Annotated in this window: 21 protein-coding genes and 2 tRNA genes; 10 read left to right on the top strand and 13 right to left on the bottom strand. The window is 35.0% G+C overall.

Features of this window, described 5'->3' with window-relative positions:
• Position 1 precedes the first annotated feature (1 nt).
• The 3 genes from J8M14_RS10550 (at position 2) to J8M14_RS10540 (ending at position 4,225) form a co-directional block, all read left to right on the top strand.
• Complete coding sequence (locus J8M14_RS10550) at positions 2–1,477, top strand: CsgG/HfaB family protein (RefSeq protein WP_211074576.1); 1,476 nt, start codon at positions 2–4, stop codon at positions 1,475–1,477.
• Positions 1,478–1,488: 11 nt separating this feature from the next.
• Entirely contained in the window at positions 1,489–2,976 is a 1,488-nt protein-coding gene (locus J8M14_RS10545) for a carboxypeptidase regulatory-like domain-containing protein (RefSeq protein WP_211074575.1), read from the top strand.
• A gap of 67 nt (positions 2,977–3,043) precedes the next feature.
• Complete coding sequence (locus J8M14_RS10540) at positions 3,044–4,225, top strand: AIR synthase related protein (protein WP_211074574.1); 1,182 nt, start codon at positions 3,044–3,046, stop codon at positions 4,223–4,225.
• 77 nt (positions 4,226–4,302) lie between these two features.
• Here J8M14_RS10540 and J8M14_RS10535 read toward each other — a convergent pair whose 3' ends face one another.
• The 3 genes from J8M14_RS10535 to J8M14_RS10525 form a co-directional block, all read right to left on the bottom strand.
• Positions 4,303–4,800: a peptide-methionine (S)-S-oxide reductase gene (locus J8M14_RS10535; protein WP_211074573.1), complete on the bottom strand. Its 498-nt coding sequence runs from the start codon at positions 4,798–4,800 to the stop codon at positions 4,303–4,305.
• A 44-nt stretch (positions 4,801–4,844) separates the two neighbouring features.
• A complete protein-coding gene (locus J8M14_RS10530; protein WP_211074572.1) occupies positions 4,845–5,042 on the bottom strand; it encodes a hypothetical protein in 198 nt (65 codons plus the stop codon).
• Positions 5,043–5,138: 96 nt separating this feature from the next.
• Positions 5,139–5,525 (bottom strand): hypothetical protein, encoded by a 387-nt coding sequence (locus tag J8M14_RS10525; RefSeq protein ID WP_211074571.1) that lies wholly within the window; start codon positions 5,523–5,525, stop codon positions 5,139–5,141.
• A 119-nt stretch (positions 5,526–5,644) separates the two neighbouring features.
• Between J8M14_RS10525 and prfA the strand changes: the two genes are divergently transcribed.
• Entirely contained in the window at positions 5,645–6,721 is a 1,077-nt protein-coding gene (gene prfA / locus J8M14_RS10520) for a peptide chain release factor 1 (RefSeq protein ID WP_211074570.1), read from the top strand.
• A gap of 75 nt (positions 6,722–6,796) precedes the next feature.
• Here the strand turns inward: prfA and lgt are convergent, their stop codons facing one another.
• From lgt to folE, 4 genes are all read right to left on the bottom strand, one after another.
• Complete coding sequence (gene lgt, locus J8M14_RS10515) at positions 6,797–7,738, bottom strand: prolipoprotein diacylglyceryl transferase (protein ID WP_211074569.1); 942 nt, start codon at positions 7,736–7,738, stop codon at positions 6,797–6,799.
• A gap of 94 nt (positions 7,739–7,832) precedes the next feature.
• Positions 7,833–8,099: a membrane protein insertion efficiency factor YidD gene (yidD, locus tag J8M14_RS10510; protein WP_211074568.1), complete on the bottom strand. Its 267-nt coding sequence runs from the start codon at positions 8,097–8,099 to the stop codon at positions 7,833–7,835.
• A 6-nt stretch (positions 8,100–8,105) separates the two neighbouring features.
• Complete coding sequence (gene cysS / locus J8M14_RS10505) at positions 8,106–9,602, bottom strand: cysteine--tRNA ligase (protein WP_211074567.1); 1,497 nt, start codon at positions 9,600–9,602, stop codon at positions 8,106–8,108.
• Positions 9,603–9,637: 35 nt separating this feature from the next.
• On the bottom strand, positions 9,638–10,315 hold the full coding sequence (gene folE / locus J8M14_RS10500; RefSeq protein WP_211074566.1) for a GTP cyclohydrolase I FolE: 678 nt from the start codon (positions 10,313–10,315) through the stop codon (positions 9,638–9,640).
• Between the two features lie 272 nt (positions 10,316–10,587).
• Here folE and J8M14_RS10495 point away from each other — a divergent pair, with 272 nt between their 5' ends.
• Positions 10,588–12,093: a T9SS type B sorting domain-containing protein gene (locus J8M14_RS10495; protein ID WP_211074565.1), complete on the top strand. Its 1,506-nt coding sequence runs from the start codon at positions 10,588–10,590 to the stop codon at positions 12,091–12,093.
• 58 nt (positions 12,094–12,151) lie between these two features.
• On the opposite strand, the gene J8M14_RS10490 is transcribed toward J8M14_RS10495, so the two are convergent.
• Both J8M14_RS10490 and J8M14_RS10485 read right to left on the bottom strand, forming a co-directional pair.
• The gene (locus J8M14_RS10490; RefSeq protein ID WP_211074564.1) at positions 12,152–13,666 is read right to left on the bottom strand and encodes a transporter; all 1,515 of its coding nucleotides are present in this window, start codon (positions 13,664–13,666) and stop codon (positions 12,152–12,154) included.
• Between the two features lie 32 nt (positions 13,667–13,698).
• A complete protein-coding gene (locus J8M14_RS10485) occupies positions 13,699–14,781 on the bottom strand; it encodes a hypothetical protein (RefSeq protein ID WP_211074563.1) in 1,083 nt (360 codons plus the stop codon).
• 99 nt (positions 14,782–14,880) lie between these two features.
• Between J8M14_RS10485 and proS the strand changes: the two genes are divergently transcribed.
• The 4 genes from proS (at position 14,881) to rpsT (ending at position 16,934) form a co-directional block, all read left to right on the top strand.
• Positions 14,881–16,359 (top strand): proline--tRNA ligase, encoded by a 1,479-nt coding sequence (gene proS / locus J8M14_RS10480; RefSeq protein WP_211074562.1) that lies wholly within the window; start codon positions 14,881–14,883, stop codon positions 16,357–16,359.
• A 79-nt stretch (positions 16,360–16,438) separates the two neighbouring features.
• A tRNA-Glu gene (locus J8M14_RS10475) sits at positions 16,439–16,510 on the top strand.
• Positions 16,511–16,578: 68 nt separating this feature from the next.
• Positions 16,579–16,650: transfer RNA gene (locus tag J8M14_RS10470), tRNA-Glu, on the top strand.
• Between the two features lie 35 nt (positions 16,651–16,685).
• Positions 16,686–16,934, top strand: coding sequence for a 30S ribosomal protein S20 (gene rpsT / locus J8M14_RS10465; RefSeq protein ID WP_211074561.1), 249 nt, complete (start codon positions 16,686–16,688; stop codon positions 16,932–16,934).
• Positions 16,935–17,025: 91 nt separating this feature from the next.
• Here the strand turns inward: rpsT and J8M14_RS10460 are convergent, their stop codons facing one another.
• From J8M14_RS10460 to J8M14_RS10450, 3 genes are all read right to left on the bottom strand, one after another.
• Positions 17,026–18,267: a glycosyltransferase gene (locus tag J8M14_RS10460; RefSeq protein WP_211074560.1), complete on the bottom strand. Its 1,242-nt coding sequence runs from the start codon at positions 18,265–18,267 to the stop codon at positions 17,026–17,028.
• Between the two features lie 66 nt (positions 18,268–18,333).
• On the bottom strand, positions 18,334–19,110 hold the full coding sequence (locus tag J8M14_RS10455) for a C4-type zinc ribbon domain-containing protein (protein WP_211074559.1): 777 nt from the start codon (positions 19,108–19,110) through the stop codon (positions 18,334–18,336).
• A gap of 3 nt (positions 19,111–19,113) precedes the next feature.
• Positions 19,114–20,208, bottom strand: a complete 1,095-nt coding sequence (locus tag J8M14_RS10450) for a Nif3-like dinuclear metal center hexameric protein (RefSeq protein WP_211074558.1) — start codon at positions 20,206–20,208, stop codon at positions 19,114–19,116.
• Positions 20,209–20,289: 81 nt separating this feature from the next.
• On the opposite strand from J8M14_RS10450, the gene lpxK reads away from it, so the two are divergent.
• Positions 20,290–21,309 (top strand): tetraacyldisaccharide 4'-kinase, encoded by a 1,020-nt coding sequence (gene lpxK / locus J8M14_RS10445; protein WP_211074557.1) that lies wholly within the window; start codon positions 20,290–20,292, stop codon positions 21,307–21,309.
• Positions 21,310–21,397: 88 nt separating this feature from the next.
• Here lpxK and J8M14_RS10440 read toward each other — a convergent pair whose 3' ends face one another.
• Positions 21,398–23,620 carry a response regulator gene (locus J8M14_RS10440; protein WP_211074556.1) on the bottom strand — a complete coding sequence of 741 codons (2,223 nt, stop codon included), beginning with the start codon at positions 23,618–23,620 and terminating at the stop codon, positions 21,398–21,400.
• Positions 23,621–23,641: the final 21 nt, after the last annotated feature.

Raw genomic sequence — 23,641 nt, 5'->3', positions numbered from 1 at the left:
AATGTATCATAAGTTTTATCAGGTAATTCTAGTAATTTCTTGCGCACTTTTACTAACTGGATGTGGAACATATTTTAATCAACCCATTACCATTGAGCAAGCCAGAATAGGAGAAGATACAAAGGTGTCTAAAACCTTAAGAAATATTCCTCCTCCCGTAGAACCTGTAGTGGTTGGTGTGTATAAATTTAGAGATCAAACAGGGCAGTATAAACCTACTGAAGCAGGTAATACTTTTAGTACCGCAGTTACCCAGGGCGCAACAACAATTTTAGTAAAAGCATTAGAAGATTCTAAGTGGTTTGTACCAATAGAACGAGAAAACCTTAGTAATCTCCTTAACGAACGTAATATTATACGTTCTACCAGAAAAGAATATAGAAAATCTAAAAACCCTAATGAACCACAATTGCCACCACTTCTATATGCAGGAATTATCCTGGAAGGAGGGATTGTTTCCTATGATTCTAATATTATTACAGGAGGATTGGGAGCAAGATATTTTGGAGTAGGTGGTTCTACACAATATAGACAGGATAGGATTACAATTTATCTTCGAGCAGTTTCCACATCTAGTGGTAAAATCTTAAAAACTGTTTACGTTTCTAAAACCATACTTTCACAAGCAATAGATGCTAATTTCTTTAGATATGTAAAGTTTAGAAGATTGCTGGAAGCAGAAACCGGGTTTACCAAAAATGAACCTGCACAGCTAGCAGTTTCTGAGGCCATAGAAAAAGCGGTTGAATCATTGATCGTTGAAGGTATCGAAGATAAGTTATGGGCGGTTAAGGCAAAACCAGAAGTGGTTAATGAGTTAGTAGCCGAATATAATGCCGAAAAAAATGAAGCTCAGAATACAGGGTTATATGAACGTTATTTTAAGGAAAGAAGAGGAAAAAAGTCAATTTTTGCTAATGGTGGTGTGGGATTGATCAGTGGCGATTATAATAATCCGGAACCGTCATACTCTATACGGTTAGGAGGTAAATGGTATTTTAATCCATATCTTAATATAAATGCCAGCATAAATAAATTTGAATTAAGAAATCAAAATGCGTTTTCAGAAGGATTTAACGCGGTAGACCTAAATGGAGAACTTACTTTATTGCCCTTTGAAAAACTATCACCTTTTCTTTTTGGTGGAATGGGAACTGTAAATACAGATGGTTTTGATAGGACATTTTTTAAGTTTCAATATGGAGGAGGAATTGAATACTTGCTGGAAGATCATATTGGGATTTCGGTTAATGCAACGCATAATGTATTGCTGGGGGATAAGTTGGATAATATTGCTCAGGGAAAAAGAGATGATCAATACTTCAATTTCTCTTTAGGACTAAATTGGTATTTTGATAATCCGTTAAACATGGATAAGAAACTTCGTAAACAAAAACGAAAAGAAGACAAAAAGCTTAGAAAGCTCAAAGAAAGAAATAGAAAAGTTATTAATGAGGGTGTAACTCCGCAAGGATAATATATTAAGTTGTGAAGCAATTTTTAAGTAAAATAATAGGTGTTTTTGTAGTGCTAGCTACAGTTTCTTGTAGTGAAGATACTATAGATCTTACAGGGTTTGGTTCTGTAAAAGGAATTGTGGTCAAGGCAGGAACTAATGAGCCTCTGGAAAATGTAAAAATTTCGACTAATCCGGGTACAAGTACTGTATTTACTGATGCTGATGGAGAATATCATATATTGAATGTTCCTTCAGGAAATTATTCGCTTTCTGCTCAGCGAGAAGGATTATTAGCAGAGTTCGAATCTATATCCGTAATTGCAAATAATGAGCTCGAAATAGTTTTTGAGATGGATATCGAAACCGCAGGTAATCGTCCTCCTGAGGCAGCCGTGTTGGATGCTCCAGCTGACAATGCTTCAGAACAACCGATCGAAGTTAAACTAGTATGGACTGGTAAAGACCCTGATGACGATACCCTTACATACACAGTAAGCCTTAGAAATGATGAGAATTCTGAAGTCGAGTTGTTCGAAAATATAACGGATACAACATATACCCTTACTAACCTTAATTATGGAGTAAAATATTTTTGGCAGGTAATTAGCAGTGATGATATTAACGATCCTGTAAATAGTGCTTCCTTTGCTTTTGAAACACAAAATGCTCCTAATAACAGGATTGTTTTTACTAGGCTGGTGGATGGTAATAGCGTGATTTATTCTGCAGATGAAGCTGGAGGAACTTTGATACAACTTACTTCTGAAACTAAAAATAGTTTTAGGCCAAGAAGAAATGTAAGTACAGGGAAGATTGCTTTTTTACAGTCTGTAGGTTCGCAAACACATTTGTTTACCATGAATGAGGATGGATCTAGAGTACAGCAAGTTACTTCTCAAGTCGGGGTGGCAGGGTTTAATTTAGAAGAAATCGATTTCTCTTGGGATGATAATGGATCTAAGCTATTATTTCCTAACCAAGATAAACTATATTCGATTAATATTGGAGGTAGTGGCCTAAGTTTGGTGTATCAAACTGCCAATGGAAATCTGATTACAGAAGTTGATAAAAATGAAAGAACAGGAATCATTGCTCTAAAAACTAATAATCTTGATGGGTATGAAGTAGAGATCTTTACAATTAATACTTCAGGTGTAGTTCAGGATACTGTATTGTCTGGTGTTTCTGGAGCGGCAGGTGGTGTTAATCTATCGGTAGATGGTTCACAACTTTTATATACTTATGATATTTCAGGCTTTGAAAGTACAGACTTCCGTCAACTAGATTCTCATATGTTTGTATATAATTTTGGCACGAATACTACAACTGATCTTTCGGTAGAAAAACCAGCAGGAACTAATGATTTGGATGCTCGTTTTTCGCCTAATGAAGTAACAGTGATCTATATCAATACTTCTAATGATGGTATTTCTGCAAGAAATATACAAACAAGTTCGATTACTGGAGAAGATAGAATAGGATTGATACCGAATGCCACAATGCCGGATTGGGAATAAGATAATTCTGAATTCTGAATTCTAAATTCTGAAATTGAACTATCTTTGCGCTTTAATTTTTTATACAATGAGCGAAGAAGTTAGCAAACGCTACGCACAACGTGGAGTTTCTGCATCAAAAGAAGATGTGCATAGTGCAATAAAAAACATCGATAAAGGTCTTTTTCCTAAAGCGTTTTGTAAGATCGTTCCTGATTACTTAACAGGAGACGAAGATTATTGCTTAATTATGCATGCTGATGGAGCAGGTACCAAATCTTCTTTGGCATATATGTATTGGAAAGAAACTGGTGATCTTTCTGTTTGGAAAGGAATAGCTCAAGATGCATTGATTATGAATATCGATGATTTATTGTGTGTTGGTGCTACGGATAATATTATGTTGTCTTCTACTATAGGAAGAAATAAAAACCTAATCCCGGGAGAAGTTATTTCTGCAATCATTAATGGAACTGAGGAGTTGCTTGAAGAGTTAAAAAGCTTTGGAGTAAGCATTCATTCTACAGGTGGAGAAACTGCTGATGTGGGAGACCTGGTGAGAACGATGATTGTAGATTCGACAGTTACGGCTCGTATGAAGAGAGGTGATGTAATAGATAATGCTAACATTAAAGCAGGAGATGTAATTGTAGGTTTAGCTTCTTTTGGACAGGCTACGTATGAAAAAGAGTATAATGGTGGAATGGGGAGTAATGGATTGACTTCTGCTCGTCATGATGTGTTTAGTAAAGTTCTTGCTGAGAAATATCCAGAGAGTTTTGATCCGTCCGTGCCTTCCGATCTAGTATATTCAGGTAAAACGCAACTAACTGATGATGTAGAGAATTCACCTATTGATGCAGGTAAATTAGTGTTGTCACCAACTAGAACATATGCTCCGATTATAAAAAAAATCCTTTCTAAGTATAATAGTGAAACTATACACGGGATGGTGCATTGCAGTGGTGGCGCACAGACTAAGATTTTACATTTTATAGATGAGTTACATGTCATAAAGGATAATTTATTTGATGTCCCTCCTTTGTTTAAATTAATCCAGGAGAATTCAGGTACCGATTGGAAAGAAATGTATCAGGTATTTAATATGGGGCATCGTATGGAATTGTATGTGTCTCCTGAAATTGCAGAAGAAATTATGGAGATTTCTAAAAGCTTTAATGTAGATGCTCAGATCGTTGGTCGAGTAGAAACATCTCCTGAAAAGAAACTTACGATACAAAGTGAGTTTGGAACGTATACTTATAACTAGCAATTTCATTATTTTTTTGATGAATTGTTGAAGATCTGTCACCTCAAGAAGAGTCGAAAGGTAGTTTCTTTATTGTACTAATTAGAATTATATTTCATCATTTTAGAATATTTGCTTTTTAGTAATTCTAGTTTGGGATGAATATATTTTTTGCAAAAAGGTTTTTCAGGATTTTTTTGATAATAATTTAAAAGCTCTTCTCTAGAGGGTTGAAATTCTTGAAAAGGTAAAACCTTTGTTATAATTGAATCATCGAACTCTCTTTGCAATTCCTCAATAAAACTTAAAGCTTGATTTTTACTGATTTCTTCAAAATAATATATAGCACTTCTATATTTATTTCTAAAACTATGATTCACGGTACTTTTATGAGTGTGTAAGTGAATTTCTATCAAGTGCTTTAAAGGTATGATTTTAGGATCGTATGATACAATAACAGCTTCAGAGAAATGCATACTTTCATCAGAACTTATGTGCCCTTGCTCAACATTTGCTATACCTTTTAAGGATTGGAAAACGGCTTCTGTACACCAATGACATCCACCGCCTAGTCCAATTTTCTTTATATCACTCATATTTCATAAAATTCGGCAATTATTATGAATAATGAACTTGGAATTTATGATTTCAATTCCTGATCCATTTCCAGGGTTTCTGCATCCGTGTCATCTTCTTTTTGCTGTACGAGTTCAATATCATTATCGTCATTAAATTTACCTTCTTTTTTGTTAAAGAATATTGGGACGGGTATTAGTGCAGCTATAACTATAAGAGATATTAAGGCAAATCGCCTCAATGCTTTTTTGATTTTTTTCATTTTATAAATGGTAATTGTCTCTAGCATCTTTACATAAAGATGTTAGTAGTTTTTAATATTTTTTGAAGACTGCCCTTAAAGGCAAAAGGATAAAATTTATCCTAAGTTAAAATGAAAAAAATCTTCTTCAGAAGATAAAGAAGTTTGTAGCGTAGCCAATTGTTGTAGCTTTTGAGCTAAAGAGATAAAAGAAGTGTATATTTTTAGCCTATTGGTTGTTAAGTCATTGTGTAGTGATGATAATGATAACAGGTCAGAATTATCTTTATAATAAAAATCCTGTCTAGTATACTTTTGTAATACTTTTTGAAGAGAAACAGTTTTTCGAGTTACCTCTTCTGCAGATACAACAAGTTCTGTAGTAATGGGTTTAGTTTGGGGCTTGGTGTAATTAGAGTATCCTCCAAAACTAAATAATACCGTAAATACAAAAAACCATTTGATGAACGGAAGATCACGATATGTTACAGTATTGATTTTCATAACTGGTTTCAAAAATACATATTTTAAATCAGAAAACCCGATTTAGTGTAGGGATAGCATATGGGCTTTTGTACAAAAAAGCTTACTTTTGTAAATTCTATGAATAGGATAGTTAGACTATGATTGATAAACTAAATATTGTAAAGCAACGATTTGATGAGGTTAGTGATTTGATCATTCAACCAGATATTATTGCAGATCAAAAAAGATACATAAAGCTCAATAAAGAATATAAAGATCTTAGGGCTTTGATGGATGAAAGGGATCGTTATATTGAACTTACTGATAATCAAAAAGAAGCCGAAGAGATCATTGCTGATGGTAGTGATGCCGAAATGGTAGAGATGGCTAAAATGCAGTTGGAAGAAGCTAAAGAGGAGCTACCGGGATTAGAAGAGAAAATCCGTTTTATGTTGGTGCCAAAAGATCCTGAAGACGCTAAAAACTGTGTGGTAGAAATACGTGCAGGAGCAGGAGGTGATGAAGCTAGTATTTTTGCAGGAGATCTATTTCGTATGTATACCAAATATTGCGAAGGCAAAGGTTGGAGTACGAGTGTAGTTGATCTTAATGAAGGAACGAGTGGTGGATATAAGGAGATCATTTTTGAAGTGAATGGAGAAGATGCCTATGGAACGATGAAGTTTGAAGCTGGTGTGCATCGAGTACAACGTGTGCCACAGACAGAAACTCAGGGTCGTGTGCATACAAGTGCTGCAACAGTTATGGTGCTGCCTGAAGCTGAAGAATTTGATGTAGAACTTGATATGACAGAAGTAAGAATCGAAAGAACTACTTCTACTGGGCCTGGTGGACAGTCAGTAAATACCACATATTCTGCAATTAAATTACATCACGAGCCTACAGGAATGATTGTAAGTTGTCAGGATCAAAAATCATCACATAAAAACCTGGAAAAGGCTTTAAAAGTATTAAGATCTAGATTGTATGATCTAGAGCTAGCCAAAAAACAAGCAGCTGATTCTGAGAAACGTAAAAGTATGGTTTCATCAGGAGACAGATCTGCTAAGATTAGGACATATAATTACCCTCAAGGTCGTGTAACTGATCATAGAATTGGATTAACCCTTTATGATCTAGGAAATATTATTGATGGAGATATCCAAAAAATTATAGATGAACTTCAATTAGTTGAAAATACTGAGAAACTGAAAGAATCTAATGAAGTATTCTAAAGAATAATAATATAGTAAGTAAAAAGCCGATTCTTTTTAGAATCGGCTTTTATATTTTTATACTAAAAAAAGAGTTTATTTACTTTCTTCTTCTGGTTTCTTTCTTAACGATTGAATCACAAAATAAAGTCCGACCAATACAAATGGTATGCTTAACCATTGACCTGTAGACAAAACATCACCAAACCTATCTTCAAAACCTCCTTGACTCTTTTTGACGTTTTCTACAAAAAACCGAACTATAAATATCAGCATCATGTACATCCCAAATAAAAATCCTCTATTCTGGCGTTTATCTGTTTTCCAATAAATCAACCATAATATAACGGATACAAATATATAGCCAAATGCTTCATACAATTGGGCTGGATGACTATAAGGGACTGCTTCTAACAAATTTGCAAATTGAGGGTCTTCTACAATAGCATTGTAGGCATCATTAACTTTTTTGACTCCTGTTCTTTGAATAGCTTCAGATTTTGAATAAAACTGTCTAACGAATTTTACCCCAAAAGAAGAATCTGTAGGTTGTCCAATAATTTCAGAGTTAAAGAAATTACCTAATCTAACAAAAATTCCACCAAATGCAGCGGGGATAGTTACTCTATCCATAATCCAAAGTGGGTGTTTATGTAGCACCTTTTTAGAGTAATAGTACATAGCAATAATGAATGCTATCGCTGCACCATGACTTGCCAATCCTTGAAAACCAGTAAACTCAAATTCTGGACTAAACCTAAAGGGTAATATAATTTCCCAAAGATTATTTTTATAAGAGTCCCAGTCATAAAAGAATACGTGTCCTAATCGAGCACCTAATAATGTCCCTATAACGGCATATATAAAGACGGAATCTAGTTTTTCCATCGAGATGTTCTCACGGATATAGATTTTTTTCATCAAATACCATCCTAAAGAAAATGCTACGACAAACATTAAGCTATAAAAACGAATCATGAAAAAACCAAGATCAATTCCTTCTATAGGATTCCAAACAATTTTTAGTGGAAGTAACATGTAAATAGATTATTTTTTTGCGAAAGTAAATATAGGTATTTAAATGAAGTAAGGATTATGAAAACAATAATAATGAGTAAACAGCCATGCTGAATTAGTTAACACTCTTTTCTTCATCATTTTCAGGCACAGGGTCATAGCCGCTGCCTCCCCACGGATGGCAGCTAAAGATTCTTTTGATAGCTAATCGCCCACCTCTAAATAGGCCATGTTTTTGCAATGCTTCTACAGTATAGTGAGAACAGGTAGGTTGATAACGACAAGTGGCTGGAGTTAATGGTGAAATAAGGTTTTGATATACTCTTACTAACCCTATAAAAGGTAAAACCAAAATTCTTTTTAAAGTTAATTTAGAAGCCAAAATATTTTAGTTCAAAGAAAAACTAGTGCCTTCTCGTCCATCCTTAAGTTGAATTCCCATTTCGAGTAATTCATCTCTGATCTTATCACTAGTTGCAAAATCTTTATTTGCTCTAGCCTCAGCTCGAAGCTTAATCAATAATTCTACTGTTCCAGAAAGTTTATCGCTAATATCAGAAGAAGCTTCGTTAATATTAACTAAGCCCAAAACGTCAAAAACAAAAGCATTCATTGTTTCATTTAATACATTAAGGTCACTTGCTGATACAGTCGCTTTTTCTTCTTTCACGGTATTGATGAATTTAACAGCGTCAAACAATTTAGCAATCAAAATAGGACTGTTAAAGTCATCATTCATAGCGCTGTAGCATTCTTGTTTCCATGCTTGAACATCAAAACCTCCAGTTGTTTTTCCGGTTTTTAGACCTGAGATAGCTTGAGTAGCATCCATTAATTTATAAAATCCTTTTTCAGAAGCTTCCAGAGCATCATTAGAGAAGTCCAGAATACTTCTGTAATGTGCCTGAAGCATAAAGAATCTAGCTACAGAAGGGGCAAAGGCTTTATTTAATTTATCCGTATCACCGCTAAATATCTCCGCCGGAGAAATTATGTTTCCGGTGGATTTAGACATTTTCTTCCCGTTAAGGGTTAGCATATTAGCGTGCATCCAATAATTTACAGGAGTTTTTCCACAAGCTGCTTCCCCTTGAGCAATTTCACATTCGTGATGTGGAAATTTTAGATCCATACCACCACCGTGAATATCAAATTGCTCACCAAGATATTTGGTACTCATCACAGTACATTCCAGGTGCCATCCCGGGAAACCATCACTCCAGGGAGAAGGCCAACGCATAATGTGCTGAGGTTCTGCTTTTTTCCAAAGTGCAAAATCCTGAGGATTTTTCTTATCGCTTTGAGCAGTTAGTTCGCGAGTATTAGCAATGAGATCTTCTATATTACGACCACTTAACTTTCCGTAGTGATTGGTTTCATTGAACTTTTTCACGTCAAAATATACCGATCCATTGGCTTCATAAGCAAAACCGTTATCGATAATCGTTTTGATGATTTCTATTTGTTCTACAATATGACCAGTCGCTGTTGGTTCAATACTCGGAGGAATATTATTAAACTTGGCCAGGATATTATGAAAGTCCAACGTATATCGCTGTACAATCTCCATAGGTTCTAATTGCTCTAAACGTGCTTTTTTAGAAACCTTATCTTCTCCTTCTTCCGCATCGTTTTCTAAATGTCCTGCATCTGTAATGTTGCGAACATAACGAACTTTATACCCTAGGTGTTTTAGATATCTATAGACTAAATCAAAAGATATAAACGTTCGGCAGTTACCTAAATGTACATTACTATAAACAGTAGGTCCACAAACATACATCCCTATATTACCTTCAGTAATAGGTTTGAATATTTCCTTTTGCCCTGAAATAGAATTATAAATGGTTAATTCGTGAGTTTTGTACAATGGTGTGGCTGCCATAATGGATCAATCTTAATATTTAGTTAGTAATTGGATTAAAAGGTAGTATCTAATTTGATATAATCCAAAAATTCTCGCCTTACCGAATCATCTTTGAACTTACCGCCAAACTCGCTAGTTACAGTGCTGCTTTCTATATCTCTAATTCCTCTGGAGTTTACACAAAGGTGCTTGGCATCAATTACGCAAGCCACATCTTTGGTACCTAAAACTACCTGAAGATGTTCCACAACTTGCATTGTTAAACGTTCCTGTACCTGAGGACGTTTTGCATAATAATCCACAATACGATTCATTTTTGATAAACCTACAACAGTTCCGTTAGATATATAAGCTACATGAGCTCTGCCAACAATGGGTAGTAAGTGATGTTCACAAGTAGAGTATACTGTGATATTTTTTTCTACCAGCATTTCTCCATACTTATAATTATTATCAAAAGTAGAAGCGTCTGGTCTTCTTTGGGGGTGTAATCCAGAAAAAATTTCGTTTACAAACATTTTAGCAACACGTAGTGGAGTACCTTTAAGACTATCATCAGTAAGATCTAGTCCTAGAGTTTCCATAATGTGTTTTACATCTTCCTTGATTAATGCAATTTTTTCTTTGTCACTAAGTTTAAATGCATCTTCTCTAAGAGGAGTGGTGGCGCTAGTAGCTACATGATTATCACCTAACGCTTCTATAGCTTCGAGGGCTTTATCTATCTTCACACAATTTGATTTAACAGGTTAAAATAATAGCTTCAGTATATGGAGCTCATATTTTAATCAATTCTTTTTTATTTTCCATTCAATAGCAGCTTACACCACTACCAATAATTGGGTGCAAAGATACGATTTTGTCGTTTTACTTGGTAAAAGCTATGTTAACTAATTGCAGATACTGTAAAAGTTTTCGCAATTGTTAGATAAGTTGTGTATATTTAACCACCTAATTAAGCTAGCTGAAGCACTAAAAATTAAATTTTTAACGTTATATCAGCATGATAAAACCATTGCCTCAAATCAGATTACTACTAATTTGTTTCCTTTTTAGTACCATTGGGTCGTACGCTCAATTGGATTTTGATGTCGCCTGTAGATCTGCAGAACCTTATTGTTCTAGTTCTGAGGTCGAACTTCCACCATTTATGAATATCATAGGTCAAGATATTGACTTTCAGGGATTAGGATGTCTGGATAGTACACGTAATAATTCGTGGTTATATATTCTTATAGATGAACCTGGGGAGTTGGTGTTTGAGATCTCTCAATGGGTAGATGCAGATGGGGATAATCGATTTGATCGTAATGAAACCCCGTTGGACGTTGATTTCATAGCCTGGGGGCCTTTTCCAACTTCTTTTGTGAATTGCGAAGAGGATCTGCCACGGGGATGTGATAATGATGGGGATATGGAAAATTTACGTCCCGAAGAATGTGAAAACAATATAGACTTTCCGGATTATTATATAGAAGATCAAGACAATACCGATATAATGGATTGTAGTTTTGCCAGAGAGTCTACAGAAACATTTACGATACCTAATGGACAAAATGGTGAGTACTATCTTATATTAATTACAAACTTCTCAGATCAATCTGGTGTCATAAATATGGAACAAACAAATGTTGGTGCAGATGGAGCAGGAACAACAGATTGTAGTATTCTGGATCCTGGTGTTGGCCCTGATATAGCGGTATGTGGTCCAGATGGTTTTCCGATAACTATAGAAGGAAGGTATCCTGGTGCAGTAACTTTTCAGTGGCAAAGAAGAGGTGTTATTGGAACTGATGCTGATCTTGTGGATGTTCCAGCTCCAGAAGGGACATTCCCTTTTTTGGAAATAAACTCTCCTGGAGTTTATCGTTTAATAGGACGAGATATTTTAGGAATTGAAGTCGAGGGTTCTCCGGATGAATTGGTTGTTGTAGATGTCTCTAATGCTATTGAGCAGGTATTACCAAGTGTTGCAGAAGAGTCATTTTCTGGGAGTTATACAATTACAACCGAATTAGTGACTTCTGCAGAAATACAAGCAAGTGATCTTACTGCTTTCGAGTATAGATTAGATATAGAATCCCCTTCTGGGAGCGGTACCTTTGTAGAATTTATCCCTTTTCAGTCTTCACCGGTATTTACAGGTGTTCCTGCAGGAGATTATCAGGTAGTTGCTAGGTATGCCAATTGCCCGGCCAGTGAGGTTACATCGGAGATTATCATGATTTTGGGGTATCCACAGTTTTTTAGCCCAAATGGTGATGGTACCAATGATACCTGGAATTTAATCAACCCTGAGGTGCTGACTCAGCCGGCTTTGATATATATATTTGATCGATATGGTAAATTGCTGAAACAGCTAACTCCTAATGGTCCTGGATGGGATGGTACGTATAATGGTAGAAATATGCCTTCATCAGCTTATTGGTTTAGAGTAGAGTTTAATGAACCTACTGATCCCAATATGAGGCGAAGGGTTTTTGCAGGTAATTTTTCTTTGATACGATAAATTAAAAAAGGAGTTGAAAGTTATTCAACTCCTTTTTTAATATTTAAACTTTTATTTTCTAAAGGTTTAAACCTAAAGTAAATGTTAGATTGTCTCTATAAGTGTTAACATTTCCTCCATTAATAAATCCTGAACCCGGATAGAATTGTTGTTGTCTATCTTGTTCAGAATAGTCATAAGCAACATCAAATTTTATTCTTCCGAAATTATATCCAAGACCAACTGAGTAACCTATTGTTTCGCCAGCAATTAATTCATCGGTGTAGGGGCTTTCTTCATAACTATATCCTCCTCTAAAGCTCCAGTTACCGTTTCTCCATTCACCACCAAGCCTTGCGGTAGAAGATCCTTGAAATGCTTGTTCAATTTGATTGTTTAATATTATAAAGTCATTATTGTTGTAGTCTGAGTCAAACTCCATGGTAGAATAGTCTTTATATGAATAATCAAGACTTATTAATCCACGCTTGCCAAATAATAAAGCAATACTACCGGTTACTTTTGCAGGGGTTCTTAAGGTGTATTCAGGAAAAACATTTACAACATTAGGATTGATAATAACTTCTCCATCTGTGTCACTAAACGTGTCTAATCTTTGAATTGTTTCCTCTTCTATATAATACCAGGTAGGAGATTCAAAAGAAGCACCTAACCGAAGCATTTTTGATACCTTGGCTATTCCTCCAATTTGTGCAGAAAACCCGCTACCGAGAGTGGAAAGTCGATTGGTAAATATGATTTCATTTACACCACTACCAGCATTATTATTGCCTTCAAAGAATTCTGTTACCCGATCATAATTAATGAAGTGAGAGCTCAAATTTACACCAATGTAAAAGTTTTTATGAATTTGCGCTCCACCGTTTATAGTCAGTTTTCCATTGAGACCGGTACTTTCGTGACGATATTCCTGATCAAAAGAATTACCAACAACATTGGGTGAATATGAAGCATTATCAAGATCATTTGGGTCATCAGGTTCAATGACAAATGCTTGAAATCCTAAAAATGCTTGCTGAGCACTAAATCCTTCATTTTCACCTAAGAAAGCATATAGATCGTTAATAGATTCACCTGCTTGTAGTGTTAATAGATCTAGTGGTATTCCTTGGGCTTCAGTAGTAAAATAGCTTGCTATTGAATTGTTACTTCTTCCCGTAATGAATATCTCATCAAAATTATTTGCTGTTTGATCATATGCAATTCCTAGTGCGAATCGATTGAGAGCAGAAGATTCATTATTGTTATTGTATACAAAAACACCTCCTACTTGATTAAAATTGGCATTAGAAGAATTTTCATTGCTGAAGTTATTGAAATAACTAGCGTCATTGTCTATTCCGGAAGCAGAAATTGTAATCGATCCCGAAGTATTTAAAAATACTGCAGATCCTGCCGGATTAATTTGCAAAGCGGATAAATCTCCACCCAGAGCACCAAAAGCTCCGCTCATTGCTCTATAGCGGGCAGTTCCCAAAATGTCTTGCTTAGAATATCGCAAAGCATCTGTAATATCTTGTGCATTCAAAAAAGTCAAAGAAAGTACCGCTATGAATAAAAATACTTTTTTCATATGTGTTGTATTCTAATTACTAAAAATGAATTTTAACCTCTTCCGCGACCACCTCTGGATCTGCCTCCTCCTCGTGATCCACTACTTCGGCCACCAGAACTTCTTCCTCGTGATACCCCGCTTCCTCTACTACGAGATCCTGAAGAAAAGTTTCGACTACCTGAACTACTCCTTGATCTGGAGCTATTGTTGTAGGATCTTGTTCTAGTACCTGAATTACTGTTGTAAGATCTAGTTCTACTGCCAGAATTATATGATCTGGTTCTAGCGCCAGAACTGTTTCTGTTTACCGAAGATCTAGACCTGGAATATGCGGAATTTCTGGTTCTCCTAGAGTTATCAGCAGATACACGCCTTCTGCTATAGTCACTTCTAGAGCGACTATAAGTACTTCTGGATCTGTTATTAATGTTATTTCTGCTTCTGCCGTATACATTGCGCGACCTGTAATTAGCTGCATAAGCATTTCTATAACCTCTGTTGTAAGCTACATATCTACCTCTTCCATATGGGTAACCATATCCATAACCATAAAATGGTGGGCACCAAATACCGCCGCCATACCAATTGTTCCAGCCCCATCCGGCATTCCAACCCCATCCGGCGTTCCATCCCCATCCAGCATTCCATCCCCAAGGGCCACCCCATCCTGCATTCCATCCCCATCCAGGGCCATACCAATTGTTCCATCCTCCCCATCCAAGACCCCATCCGGCATTCCATCCTGTGTTGTATACATTGACGCTGATGTCATCATAATCACTTCCCCAGGCGGGCTGTCCTGAATCATAGTTTAATGCGGTAGCAGTTGTATCTGCTTCATCATAACCTTCGCTAGCATATGAATCAATATCTGTGAAAATAGCTTCCTGTTCTACTAAATTGTCTATTTGAGCAGATTTTTCTGAAAAATAACTTGAATAAAAGTTAGATTTTTTGTCAGAGTTTCTTGGCCTTGTCGTAGTGTCTACATTTCTTCTGTCTTCATCATCTCCATATACACCATCATTGTATGGAACATATTCATATGATCCACAAGACGTCAACATTATTAAGCTGGCCAATAGAAAAAATCCTAAGGCGCCATTTATCTGAAAATAATTTTTAGGTCGCATATCTCCTTATTTTATTGTTGAACATTACAAATTTAGTTAGTTTTGCGCTAACTATTTTTTATTTAACAAAGCCACAATATTTGTGCCAAATAGCAGTTTATGAGCAAGAATCTAACAAAGCGTAGTGAAGATTATTCAAAATGGTATAATGAATTAGTCGTAAAGGCTGATTTAGCTGAGAATTCGGCGGTAAGGGGATGTATGGTAATCAAGCCTTATGGGTATGCTATTTGGGAAAAAATGCAGGCTGAATTAGATAGAAAGTTTAAGGAAACAGGTCATCAAAATGCTTATTTTCCACTTTTTGTTCCTAAAAGCTTGTTTGAAGCCGAAGAAAAAAATGCTGAAGGTTTTGCAAAAGAATGTGCTGTAGTGACACATTATAGATTGAAGACCGATCCTGATGATACTTCAAAATTAATAGTTGATCCTAATGCTAAGTTAGAAGAAGAGCTTATCGTTCGTCCAACTTCTGAAGCTATTATCTGGAATACCTATAAAGGTTGGATACAATCCTATCGTGATTTGCCTATTTTAGTGAATCAATGGGCAAACGTAGTGCGTTGGGAAATGAGAACTCGTCTTTTCTTGCGTACCGCGGAGTTTTTGTGGCAAGAAGGGCATACCGCTCATGAAACCAGATCAGAAGCGATTGCTGAAACGGAGCAAATGAATAATGTATATGCCGATTTTGTAGAAAACTTTATGGCTATTCCTGTTATTAAAGGTAGGAAGACTGAGAGTGAGCGTTTTGCTGGTGCAGAAGACACCTATTGTATAGAGGCTTTAATGCAGGATGGGAAAGCGCTGCAAGCGGGTACTTCACATTTCTTAGGTCAGAATTTTGCAAAAGCTTTTGATGTTAAATTCACTTCTAAAGAAGGAAAGCAAGATTATGTATGGGCGACTTCTTGGGGGGTTTCTACTCGTTTAATGGGAGCTTTGATTATGACTCATAGTGACGATAATGGATTGGTATTGCCACCTAATCTTGCTCCAATACAAGTTGTGATTGTTCCTATATATAAAGGTGAAGAGCAATTGGAACAAATTTCTGTCGTAGCTAATGAGCTGGTCACGGATTTAAGATCAAAAGGAATTTCGGTTAAATTTGATAACAGAGATACGCATAGGCCTGGAGCTAAATTTGCTCAGTATGAATTACAGGGAGTTCCACTTAGGATTGCCATTGGACCAAAAGACTTAGAGAAAGGAACTGTAGAATTGGCGAGAAGAGATATCTTAACAAAACAATTTGTAGCTAAAGAGGATGTAGTAGGAACAATTGAGTCTTTGTTAAAAGAAATTCAGGAAAGTTTGCATAATAAGGCTACACAATACAGGGATGAGCATATTACAGAGGTAAATTCTTTTGATGAATTTAAAGAAGTCTTAGAAAACAAAGGTGGTTTTATTTCTGCGCATTGGGATGGTACTCCTGAAACTGAAAATAAGATAAAAGAGTTAACTAAGGCAACTATACGTTGTATTCCTTTTGATGCAAAGGAGGAAAAAGGTGAATGTGTTTACACTGGTAAACCGTCTAAAGTAAGGGTGTTATTTGCTAAAGCATATTAATTTTAGAAAAAAATAAAATAACACTTGCGCCATTAAAAAATAGTTGTATTTTTGCATCCGCAATTAGACAAACAACTATGGCCCGTTCGTCTATCGGCTAGGACGCCAGGTTTTCATCCTGGTAAGAGGGGTTCGATTCCCCTACGGGCTACGAATTAAAAAATTAATTGCAAGTTTACAGTGAAAGCTATAAATTTGCAATCCTTGAAAAAGGAAAATGGCCCGTTCGTCTATCGGCTAGGACGCCAGGTTTTCATCCTGGTAAGAGGGGTTCGATTCCCCTACGGGCTACAAATTTTTAGAATAAAAAAATAATTAGCAAAAAGATGGCAAATCATAAGTCAGCATTAAAGAGAATTAGAAATAGTGAGACTAAACGTCTTAGAAATAGATATCAGCATAAAACTACACGTAATGCTATTAAGAAATTACGTGAAGCTGATAAGAAAGAAGCAGAGACGTTATTTCCTACTGTAATTTCTATGTTAGACAAGTTAGCTAAGAATAATGTTATTCATAAGAATAAAGCAGCTAACCTTAAGTCTCAATTAGCTAAACACGTAGCAGCGCTTTAATTAAGAGTTGTTTTTAAAGATAATTTAAGCTTTTCCAATTTTTGGAAGAGCTTTTTTTGTTCACTCTTTTTTTTAAAATTAAAACTTCATTTTAGCGTAACTTATTTTTTTCTTCTATCCATCGAGACATAAATTCTGTGCTGCGCATAGTGTGATAATGTAACATGTTTCCTATAAAGTTATTAGTGCGGTGTTCTTTTAGGTTAGACCGTAGTTGTTGGATGGTGTGTATGAGTATTGGCTCAAATTTCGCCTTTTGAAAACGAGTATTGATGATTTCTATGCCGTTTTGCTGTGATTGACTCCAGATGTTTTTGTCAGCATATAATTTGACTGCCGCTTTTGCAAATGAAGAGGGGTTATCTGTTGTGAAGCCATTCCAGTCAGATTCGTCACTCAGCATTCCTTCGGTTCCGATAGATGTTGTAACACTTGGAGTTCCGCAAAGCATGGCTTCGGCTAATTTTCCTTTGATTCCTGCACCAAAACGTAAAGGTGCTAGACAAACACGAGCATTTTGCATTACACTCCGAGCATTGTCTGTCCAGCCTTTGATAAGAAAACCATCTTTAGGGCTGTTTAATTGAGTTGCTTTTGGGGGAGGATATGCTCCATAGATGTGTAATTCTGCATCTGGAAGGTCTTCTTTAATTAATGGCCAAATGATTTCTTTTAGATATAGAGTACTATTCCAATTGGGCTCATGGCGAAAGTTTCCTATAGTGATGAAATGATTTCTTTTCTCAAACTCTGGCCAACTGTTTTTTGTTTCAAAAGTTATAGGATTTAATAAAAATGGTAAATATAATAATAAGCTTTCGTTGATTTTAAAAGTTTCTTTCAGGAGGTTTATTTCAAAATCTGATATTATTAATGAGAGGTCACACCTATATATGCTAGCGATTTCTCTCTTAGTGATATCATTGTTCAGTAGATAATTGAGGTTGAACTCTTCTTCTTGTTTAAAGCATTCTTGTCTAGTTTTTCTTAAGCAGTGAAGGTCTTCTGTGTTTAGTATTTTTAATGCATTGGGGTAGTGTTGTGTGACTCTCCATCCAAATTGTTCTTCTGTCATAAAACGATCAAAAATTACGATGTTTGGTTGTAAGTCTTTTATAAAGTCATCAAAACTGGAATTATTGAGTTCTATTGTGATTTTGGTTATGCCTATTTTTTCAAGATCAATCATATGGTCACTATCTGCAGCAGGACTGGCAAAGGTGATTTTCCAGTATTGTGATTTAAATAATTCAATGAGCTGAAGCATTCTGATTCCTGCAGCAGAAGAATTGGGTTCCGGCCAAACAGATCCTATGATTAAAATATGATTCATTAGTCAATACAATCAAAAAAGCCTCAGTATAAAACTGAGGCCATATATAATTTTAAAGTCTTTCTATTACAATTTAGCAAAAAGAGCTTCCATTTTTTCCTTTTGCTCTTTAGCAAGCTCTTGATCTACCAAGATTCTACCACTGTGCTCATCTGTGATTATTTTCTTGCGAGAAGCAATCTCCATCTGAACTTGTGGTGGAATAGTAAAAAATGATCCTCCAGAAGCTCCACGCTCGATAGGTACAACAGCTAATCCATTCTTTACATTTTTTCTAATTCTTTTATATGCTGTAACCAGTCTTTCTTCGATTTCTTTCTGGTAATCTTCTGACTTAGAAATAAGTGCCTGCTCTTCTTTTTCGGTTTCGGCTAAAATAGCATCTAGTTCACCTTTTTTATGAGAAAGGTGTTCGTTTCGTTCAGTAAGTTTACCTTTAGTCTGATCGATGATTTCGTTTTTCTGAACAATCTGAGCTTTGTGCTCTTTGATGTGTTTTTCTGCTAATTGAATTTCTAATTCCTGAAATTCAACTTCTTTGCTTAGAGAGTTATATTCACGATTATTACGTACATTTTTTTGTTGCTCTCCGTATTTTTTGATCAGCGCCTTGGCTTCTTCTATTAAATTTTTCTTGTTCTTGATACCTTCGTCAATAGTTTCAAGATCATTGTTTAATTTTTCTAGTCTTTTGTTTAATCCGGCTACTTCATCTTCAAGATCTTCTACTTCTAAAGGTAGTTCTCCACGTACGTTTCTGATCTCATCAACTCTAGAGTCAATTAATTGCAAATCATATAATGCTCTTAATTTTTGCTCAACAGTAACTTCTTTCTTTGCCATATTTTAAAAATATTGAATAGGATTGGTATTTATATCCGATAAAATGATTGCAAAATTACTGATTTTTTTTCTAAGATAACTAACAATTAAGTTTTTTGTGTATTGTTCGCTTTCATAATGTCCAATATCTGCTAAAATTAGTTTTCCTTCTGCTTCATAAAACTGATGATATTTTAGATCGGCGGTGATAAAAGTATCTGCGCCAGCGCGTTGAGCATTTTTGATAGCAAAACTACCGCTACCACCTAAAACGGCTACTTTTTTTATTGGCTTATTAAGTAAAGCAGAATGTCTTACACATCCGGTTTTAAAAGTTTTTTTTAGGTATGTTAGAAAATCTTGCTCCTCCATTTCTTCAGGTAGTTCTCCAATCATACCCATACCAATATTTTGATTTTTATTCTCTAAAGTAATAATCTCATAAGCGACTTCTTCATAAGAATGATTATCAAAAAGAGTTTTTAAGATTTTGCTTTCATTATGTTTTGGATATGTAACCTGGATTTGAGTTTCTTTTTCGTGATGTGTTTTTCCGATTTCTCCGATCGAAGGGTTTGCCTTTTCTGAAGCTTTGAATGTTCCTACTCCTTCTGAAGAGAAACTACAATTGTCATAGTTACCAATAGTCCCTGCTCCAGCTTCAAACAATTTTGTTCGTAATGATTCAGCTTCTGCTATCGGAGCAAAAGTGATTAGCTTTTTTATGTTTTCGCTTTGTGGAATAAGAATTTTTCGATTTAATAATCCCAATTGCTCACACATCATATCATTAACACCGTGCAATGCATTATCCAAAGCAGTGTGAATTGCAAAAATTGCAATATCATTTTTAATGGCTTTCATCACCACACGTTCTACATAATTGCTACCATTAAATTTTTTGATGCCTTTAAATACTATTGGATGGAAACTGACAATCATATTACATTGCTTTTCTATGGCTTCATCAATTATACTTTCTAAAGTATCCAGGGTTACTAAAATTCCTGTTACTTTAGTGTTTGGGTCTCCAACCAATAAACCAACATTATCAAAATCTTCTGCATAAGTGGATGGTGCCATAGCTTCAAGGTGTTGTATAACGTCTTTTATTTGCATTGCAATATGTTTTTCTATTAAAAATTGAATGTAAAAAAACTTTTGCCAATAATCAAAGTTTCGTTTTATACTTTTGTGAGCATGAATTTTATAAGAAAAATACTATTTCCTATAGTTCCTATATACTTTTTGGTAACCTGGTTGCGAAATAAAATGTATGATTTGGGAATTAAGAAATCTGTAAGTTATGATTTTCCGGTTATAGCTGTTGGTAATCTTAGCGTTGGAGGGACTGGTAAATCACCAATGGTAGAGTATTTGATTAGGTCGCTTAAGGATAAAGTTCAATTAGCTACCTTGAGTAGAGGCTATAAGAGGGAAACTAAAGGTTTTCAAGTGGTAAACACTTCTTCCAAGGCTATAGAAGTGGGAGATGAGCCACTACAGTTTAAAACTAAGTTTAATGAAGTTATAGTTGCAGTGGATGCTGATAGGCGCAATGGTATTGCTAGCCTAAGATCCTTGAACCCTCAGCCAGAAGTTATTATTCTGGATGATGCTTATCAACATCGTAAAGTAAAAGCGGGATTTTATATTTTGCTTACAACATACAATGATTTGTACTGTAATGATATTGTATTACCAACAGGGAATTTAAGAGAATCTCGCAAGGGCGCCAATAGAGCAAATATTGTTATAGTTACTAAATGTCCAAAAGATATTTCTTCTGAAGAAAAGATTGCTATTGGTAAGAGGCTTAAATTAGCCAATAATCAAACTTTGTTTTTTTCTTTTATTGATTACAGAAGCGATATAATGAATGCTGATGAAGTGATGCATATTGAATCACTCAAAGAGAAAACATTTACCTTGATTACTGGTATTGCTAACCCTAAACCTTTGGTTGATTATTATACTTCTTTAGGATTGAAGTTTGATCACATAGCTTTTCCAGATCATCATAATTTTACGGATAAAGAATTAGATGATTTAAAAACTAAAGAGTTTATCATTACCACTGAAAAGGATTATGTGAGATTAATGTCTCATTTGCCAAAGCAGATTCTATGGTATCAGCCTATACAGGCTCAGTTTATAGAGAATCATGAGGTTTTTGATAAAATGATATTTAGCTATATAAAAAAAAGAGACCTTAATTAAATAAGATCTCTTTTATATATTCTGGCTAACTCAAATCAAGCTTAAAAGAATAAGCTCTATTAGACTTCACCAATATTTGTGCCACAAATTAAGTTGTAGCTTGTTCTTTTGTAAAAGCTTTATGTAATTTTATGAAAAACTCCTCAGTTTTATAAGGTTTTGGTATGATGTCATCAAATCCATTATTATAAAATTCATCTAGGTTATCATCTAGAGTTACTGCAGTCAAAGCAATAATAGGTATCTCAGCATTGAATTCTCTAATTTGTCTGGTGGCTTCAATACCACTTATCCCAGGCATATGGATATCCATTAAGATTAAATCAAATGATTCACTTCTTACCTTATTAACGGCTATATCTCCATTATCCGCTACATCACACTTCATTCTATTTTTTTCTAAGATTTTTCTTGTGATCAATTGATTGATTTTGTTGTCTTCCACCACCAATACACGCTTGTCAATCATTACTTTATAGTCAATTTTTTTGGCTTCTTCTACATAATTAGCTGTAGGATCCTTATAAACTTCGAATGCTAAGTCAAATAAAAATTTAGATCCCTTACCCAATTCACTCTCTAGTTTAATTTCACTATTCATTAAACCAAGAAGGTTTTTTACAATGGATAGTCCCAATCCAGTACCACCAAATTTACGGTTTATTTGTACAGAGCCTTGAGTGAAGTTTTCGAATATTGTTTGTTGCTTTTTATCAGAAATACCTACTCCATTATCTCTAACTTCGAAATTAAGAAGAGCTTTGTCTTCATCCATACTGATAAGTTTTACTCGTATCCAAATATCTCCATTCTGAGTGAATTTGATTGAATTACCTATCAGATTGATAAGTATTTGAGAAATTTTAAGAGGATCGCCTTTTAGTTTAGTCGGAATAGATTTATCAAACTCATAATGAAGTTTATTGTTTCTGTCATTTGCAGATTTCCCTAAAGCTATTAATACATCATTTATACGTTTTTGAAGGTTAAATGAAGTGTTTTCCAGTTCAACTTTATTAGCTTCTAACTTATTTAGGTCTAGTATATTATTGATTAGTGAAAGTAGATATTCTCCTGAAAATTTAAGAGAATTAAGATGTTCTTTCTGGTTTGGTGTTGGGCTTTCTTCTAATAATAGATGTGTAAGCCCTGTTACCGCATAAAGAGGAGTTCTGAGTTCGTGAGTTATAGTTGATAAAAACTGTACTTTAGCCTCGCTTGCACGCTCCGCGTTTTCTTTAGCAAGTATAAGCTCTGTGTTTTTATTTTGTAATAACTCATTCGCTCTGGCTCTAAGATTATTGTTTTTATAAAGAGATAATGTTAGTAGCGAAAGTATGGTAATTAGTGCAATGCTTAAGATTGTCGTTAATCGTCCTAATTTTAGCGATTTCTGTTGTTGAATATTTTCTTCTGTCAATTCCTCAATAAGTACTTTGTCTTCGCCAATATTTAGTTTCATTCCGGCTTCTTGAGCAATAATTTCCTTATTGATATTAAACAAAGAATCTTTTATTTTTTCGTGTTCTTTTAGGTATTCTAATGAAGCTTGAAAGTCTTCTTTTTTTTCGGTTATTTGGCTATATAGCTTAAAGCATTCTGATTGTATATCTGGATACCCAAATTCTTTTCCGATTTGCATGGCAGTATTGTTGGTCTCCAATGCTTCATCTGGTAAGTCGAGTTCTAGTTGCGCTTTAGCTTTGTTGAGATATAGTTTTGCCTTACAATGGTGCTGATCCAGAGAATTTATAATTGGTAAACTGCTATTAAAATGTTCTATAGCTAACTCAGGTTGATTCTGAAAAAGAGCCAATCGCCCCAAGTTCAGTTTTACTGATCCTTCTAAGTTGTTTAGGGTATTATCATTTATTAATCTTGAAGCTTCTTGAAGGTGTCTGTTAGCTTGTTCATAGTTTTTTGTAGCTATAGCAATAGCGCCGGCTGTATTATAAGTACTAGCTAATGCGATTTCATCATTTTCTTCTTTTTGAATTTTTATGGCAAGTGATATTTGTTTTTCTGCATCATTAAAATCTCCAAGTTCTAAATATAATTCTGCCAGAACCCTACAGGTTTTGGCTCTATATTTTTTGTTTTGACTTTGAATCGCTAATTCCTTTGCAAAAATTATATTAGAAAGCGCTTTTTCTAAGTCTGTTCCTTTAATAGCGCTAGAAGCTTCTTTAAGATAGTTTTCTATAGAATCTTTAGCCTTGCTGTTTTTAGAGTCAGGAGTTTCTTGCGATTTTCCTGAAAAACAGAAGCTTAATAGTATGAGAGTAATTAAATATTTGATTTGGGTTGGCATTTTTCCACTTAAAATAACTCA

The sequence above is a fragment of the Aquimarina sp. MMG016 genome (genome assembly GCF_018100805.1).
In the GTDB taxonomy this organism is placed as follows: Bacteria; Bacteroidota; Bacteroidia; order Flavobacteriales; family Flavobacteriaceae; genus Aquimarina.
The sequence above is the reverse complement of the archived record's forward strand: the minus strand, read 5'-3'. Positions and strand labels throughout refer to the sequence as shown.

Excerpts from the sequence above, each read along its gene's own strand:
- lpxK (WP_211074557.1), top strand. The coding sequence starts at position 20,290 with ATGAATTTTATAAGAAAAATACTATTTCCTATAGTTCCTATATACTTT.
- J8M14_RS10455 (WP_211074559.1), bottom strand. The coding sequence starts at position 19,110 with ATGGCAAAGAAAGAAGTTACTGTTGAGCAAAAATTAAGAGCATTATAT.
- cysS (WP_211074567.1), bottom strand. The coding sequence starts at position 9,602 with ATGGCAGCCACACCATTGTACAAAACTCACGAATTAACCATTTATAAT.
- J8M14_RS10530 (WP_211074572.1), bottom strand. The coding sequence starts at position 5,042 with ATGAAAAAAATCAAAAAAGCATTGAGGCGATTTGCCTTAATATCTCTT.
- J8M14_RS10550 (WP_211074576.1), top strand. The coding sequence starts at position 2 with ATGTATCATAAGTTTTATCAGGTAATTCTAGTAATTTCTTGCGCACTT.
- J8M14_RS10535 (WP_211074573.1), bottom strand. The coding sequence starts at position 4,800 with ATGAGTGATATAAAGAAAATTGGACTAGGCGGTGGATGTCATTGGTGT.
- J8M14_RS10440 (WP_211074556.1), bottom strand. The coding sequence starts at position 23,620 with ATGCCAACCCAAATCAAATATTTAATTACTCTCATACTATTAAGCTTC.
- rpsT (WP_211074561.1), top strand. The coding sequence starts at position 16,686 with ATGGCAAATCATAAGTCAGCATTAAAGAGAATTAGAAATAGTGAGACT.
- J8M14_RS10460 (WP_211074560.1), bottom strand. The coding sequence starts at position 18,267 with ATGAATCATATTTTAATCATAGGATCTGTTTGGCCGGAACCCAATTCT.
- J8M14_RS10450 (WP_211074558.1), bottom strand. The coding sequence starts at position 20,208 with ATGCAAATAAAAGACGTTATACAACACCTTGAAGCTATGGCACCATCC.
- lgt (WP_211074569.1), bottom strand. The coding sequence starts at position 7,738 with ATGTTACTTCCACTAAAAATTGTTTGGAATCCTATAGAAGGAATTGAT.
- J8M14_RS10485 (WP_211074563.1), bottom strand. The coding sequence starts at position 14,781 with ATGCGACCTAAAAATTATTTTCAGATAAATGGCGCCTTAGGATTTTTT.
- proS (WP_211074562.1), top strand. The coding sequence starts at position 14,881 with ATGAGCAAGAATCTAACAAAGCGTAGTGAAGATTATTCAAAATGGTAT.
- J8M14_RS10525 (WP_211074571.1), bottom strand. The coding sequence starts at position 5,525 with ATGAAAATCAATACTGTAACATATCGTGATCTTCCGTTCATCAAATGG.
- prfA (WP_211074570.1), top strand. The coding sequence starts at position 5,645 with ATGATTGATAAACTAAATATTGTAAAGCAACGATTTGATGAGGTTAGT.
- J8M14_RS10495 (WP_211074565.1), top strand. The coding sequence starts at position 10,588 with ATGATAAAACCATTGCCTCAAATCAGATTACTACTAATTTGTTTCCTT.
- J8M14_RS10490 (WP_211074564.1), bottom strand. The coding sequence starts at position 13,666 with ATGAAAAAAGTATTTTTATTCATAGCGGTACTTTCTTTGACTTTTTTG.
- J8M14_RS10540 (WP_211074574.1), top strand. The coding sequence starts at position 3,044 with ATGAGCGAAGAAGTTAGCAAACGCTACGCACAACGTGGAGTTTCTGCA.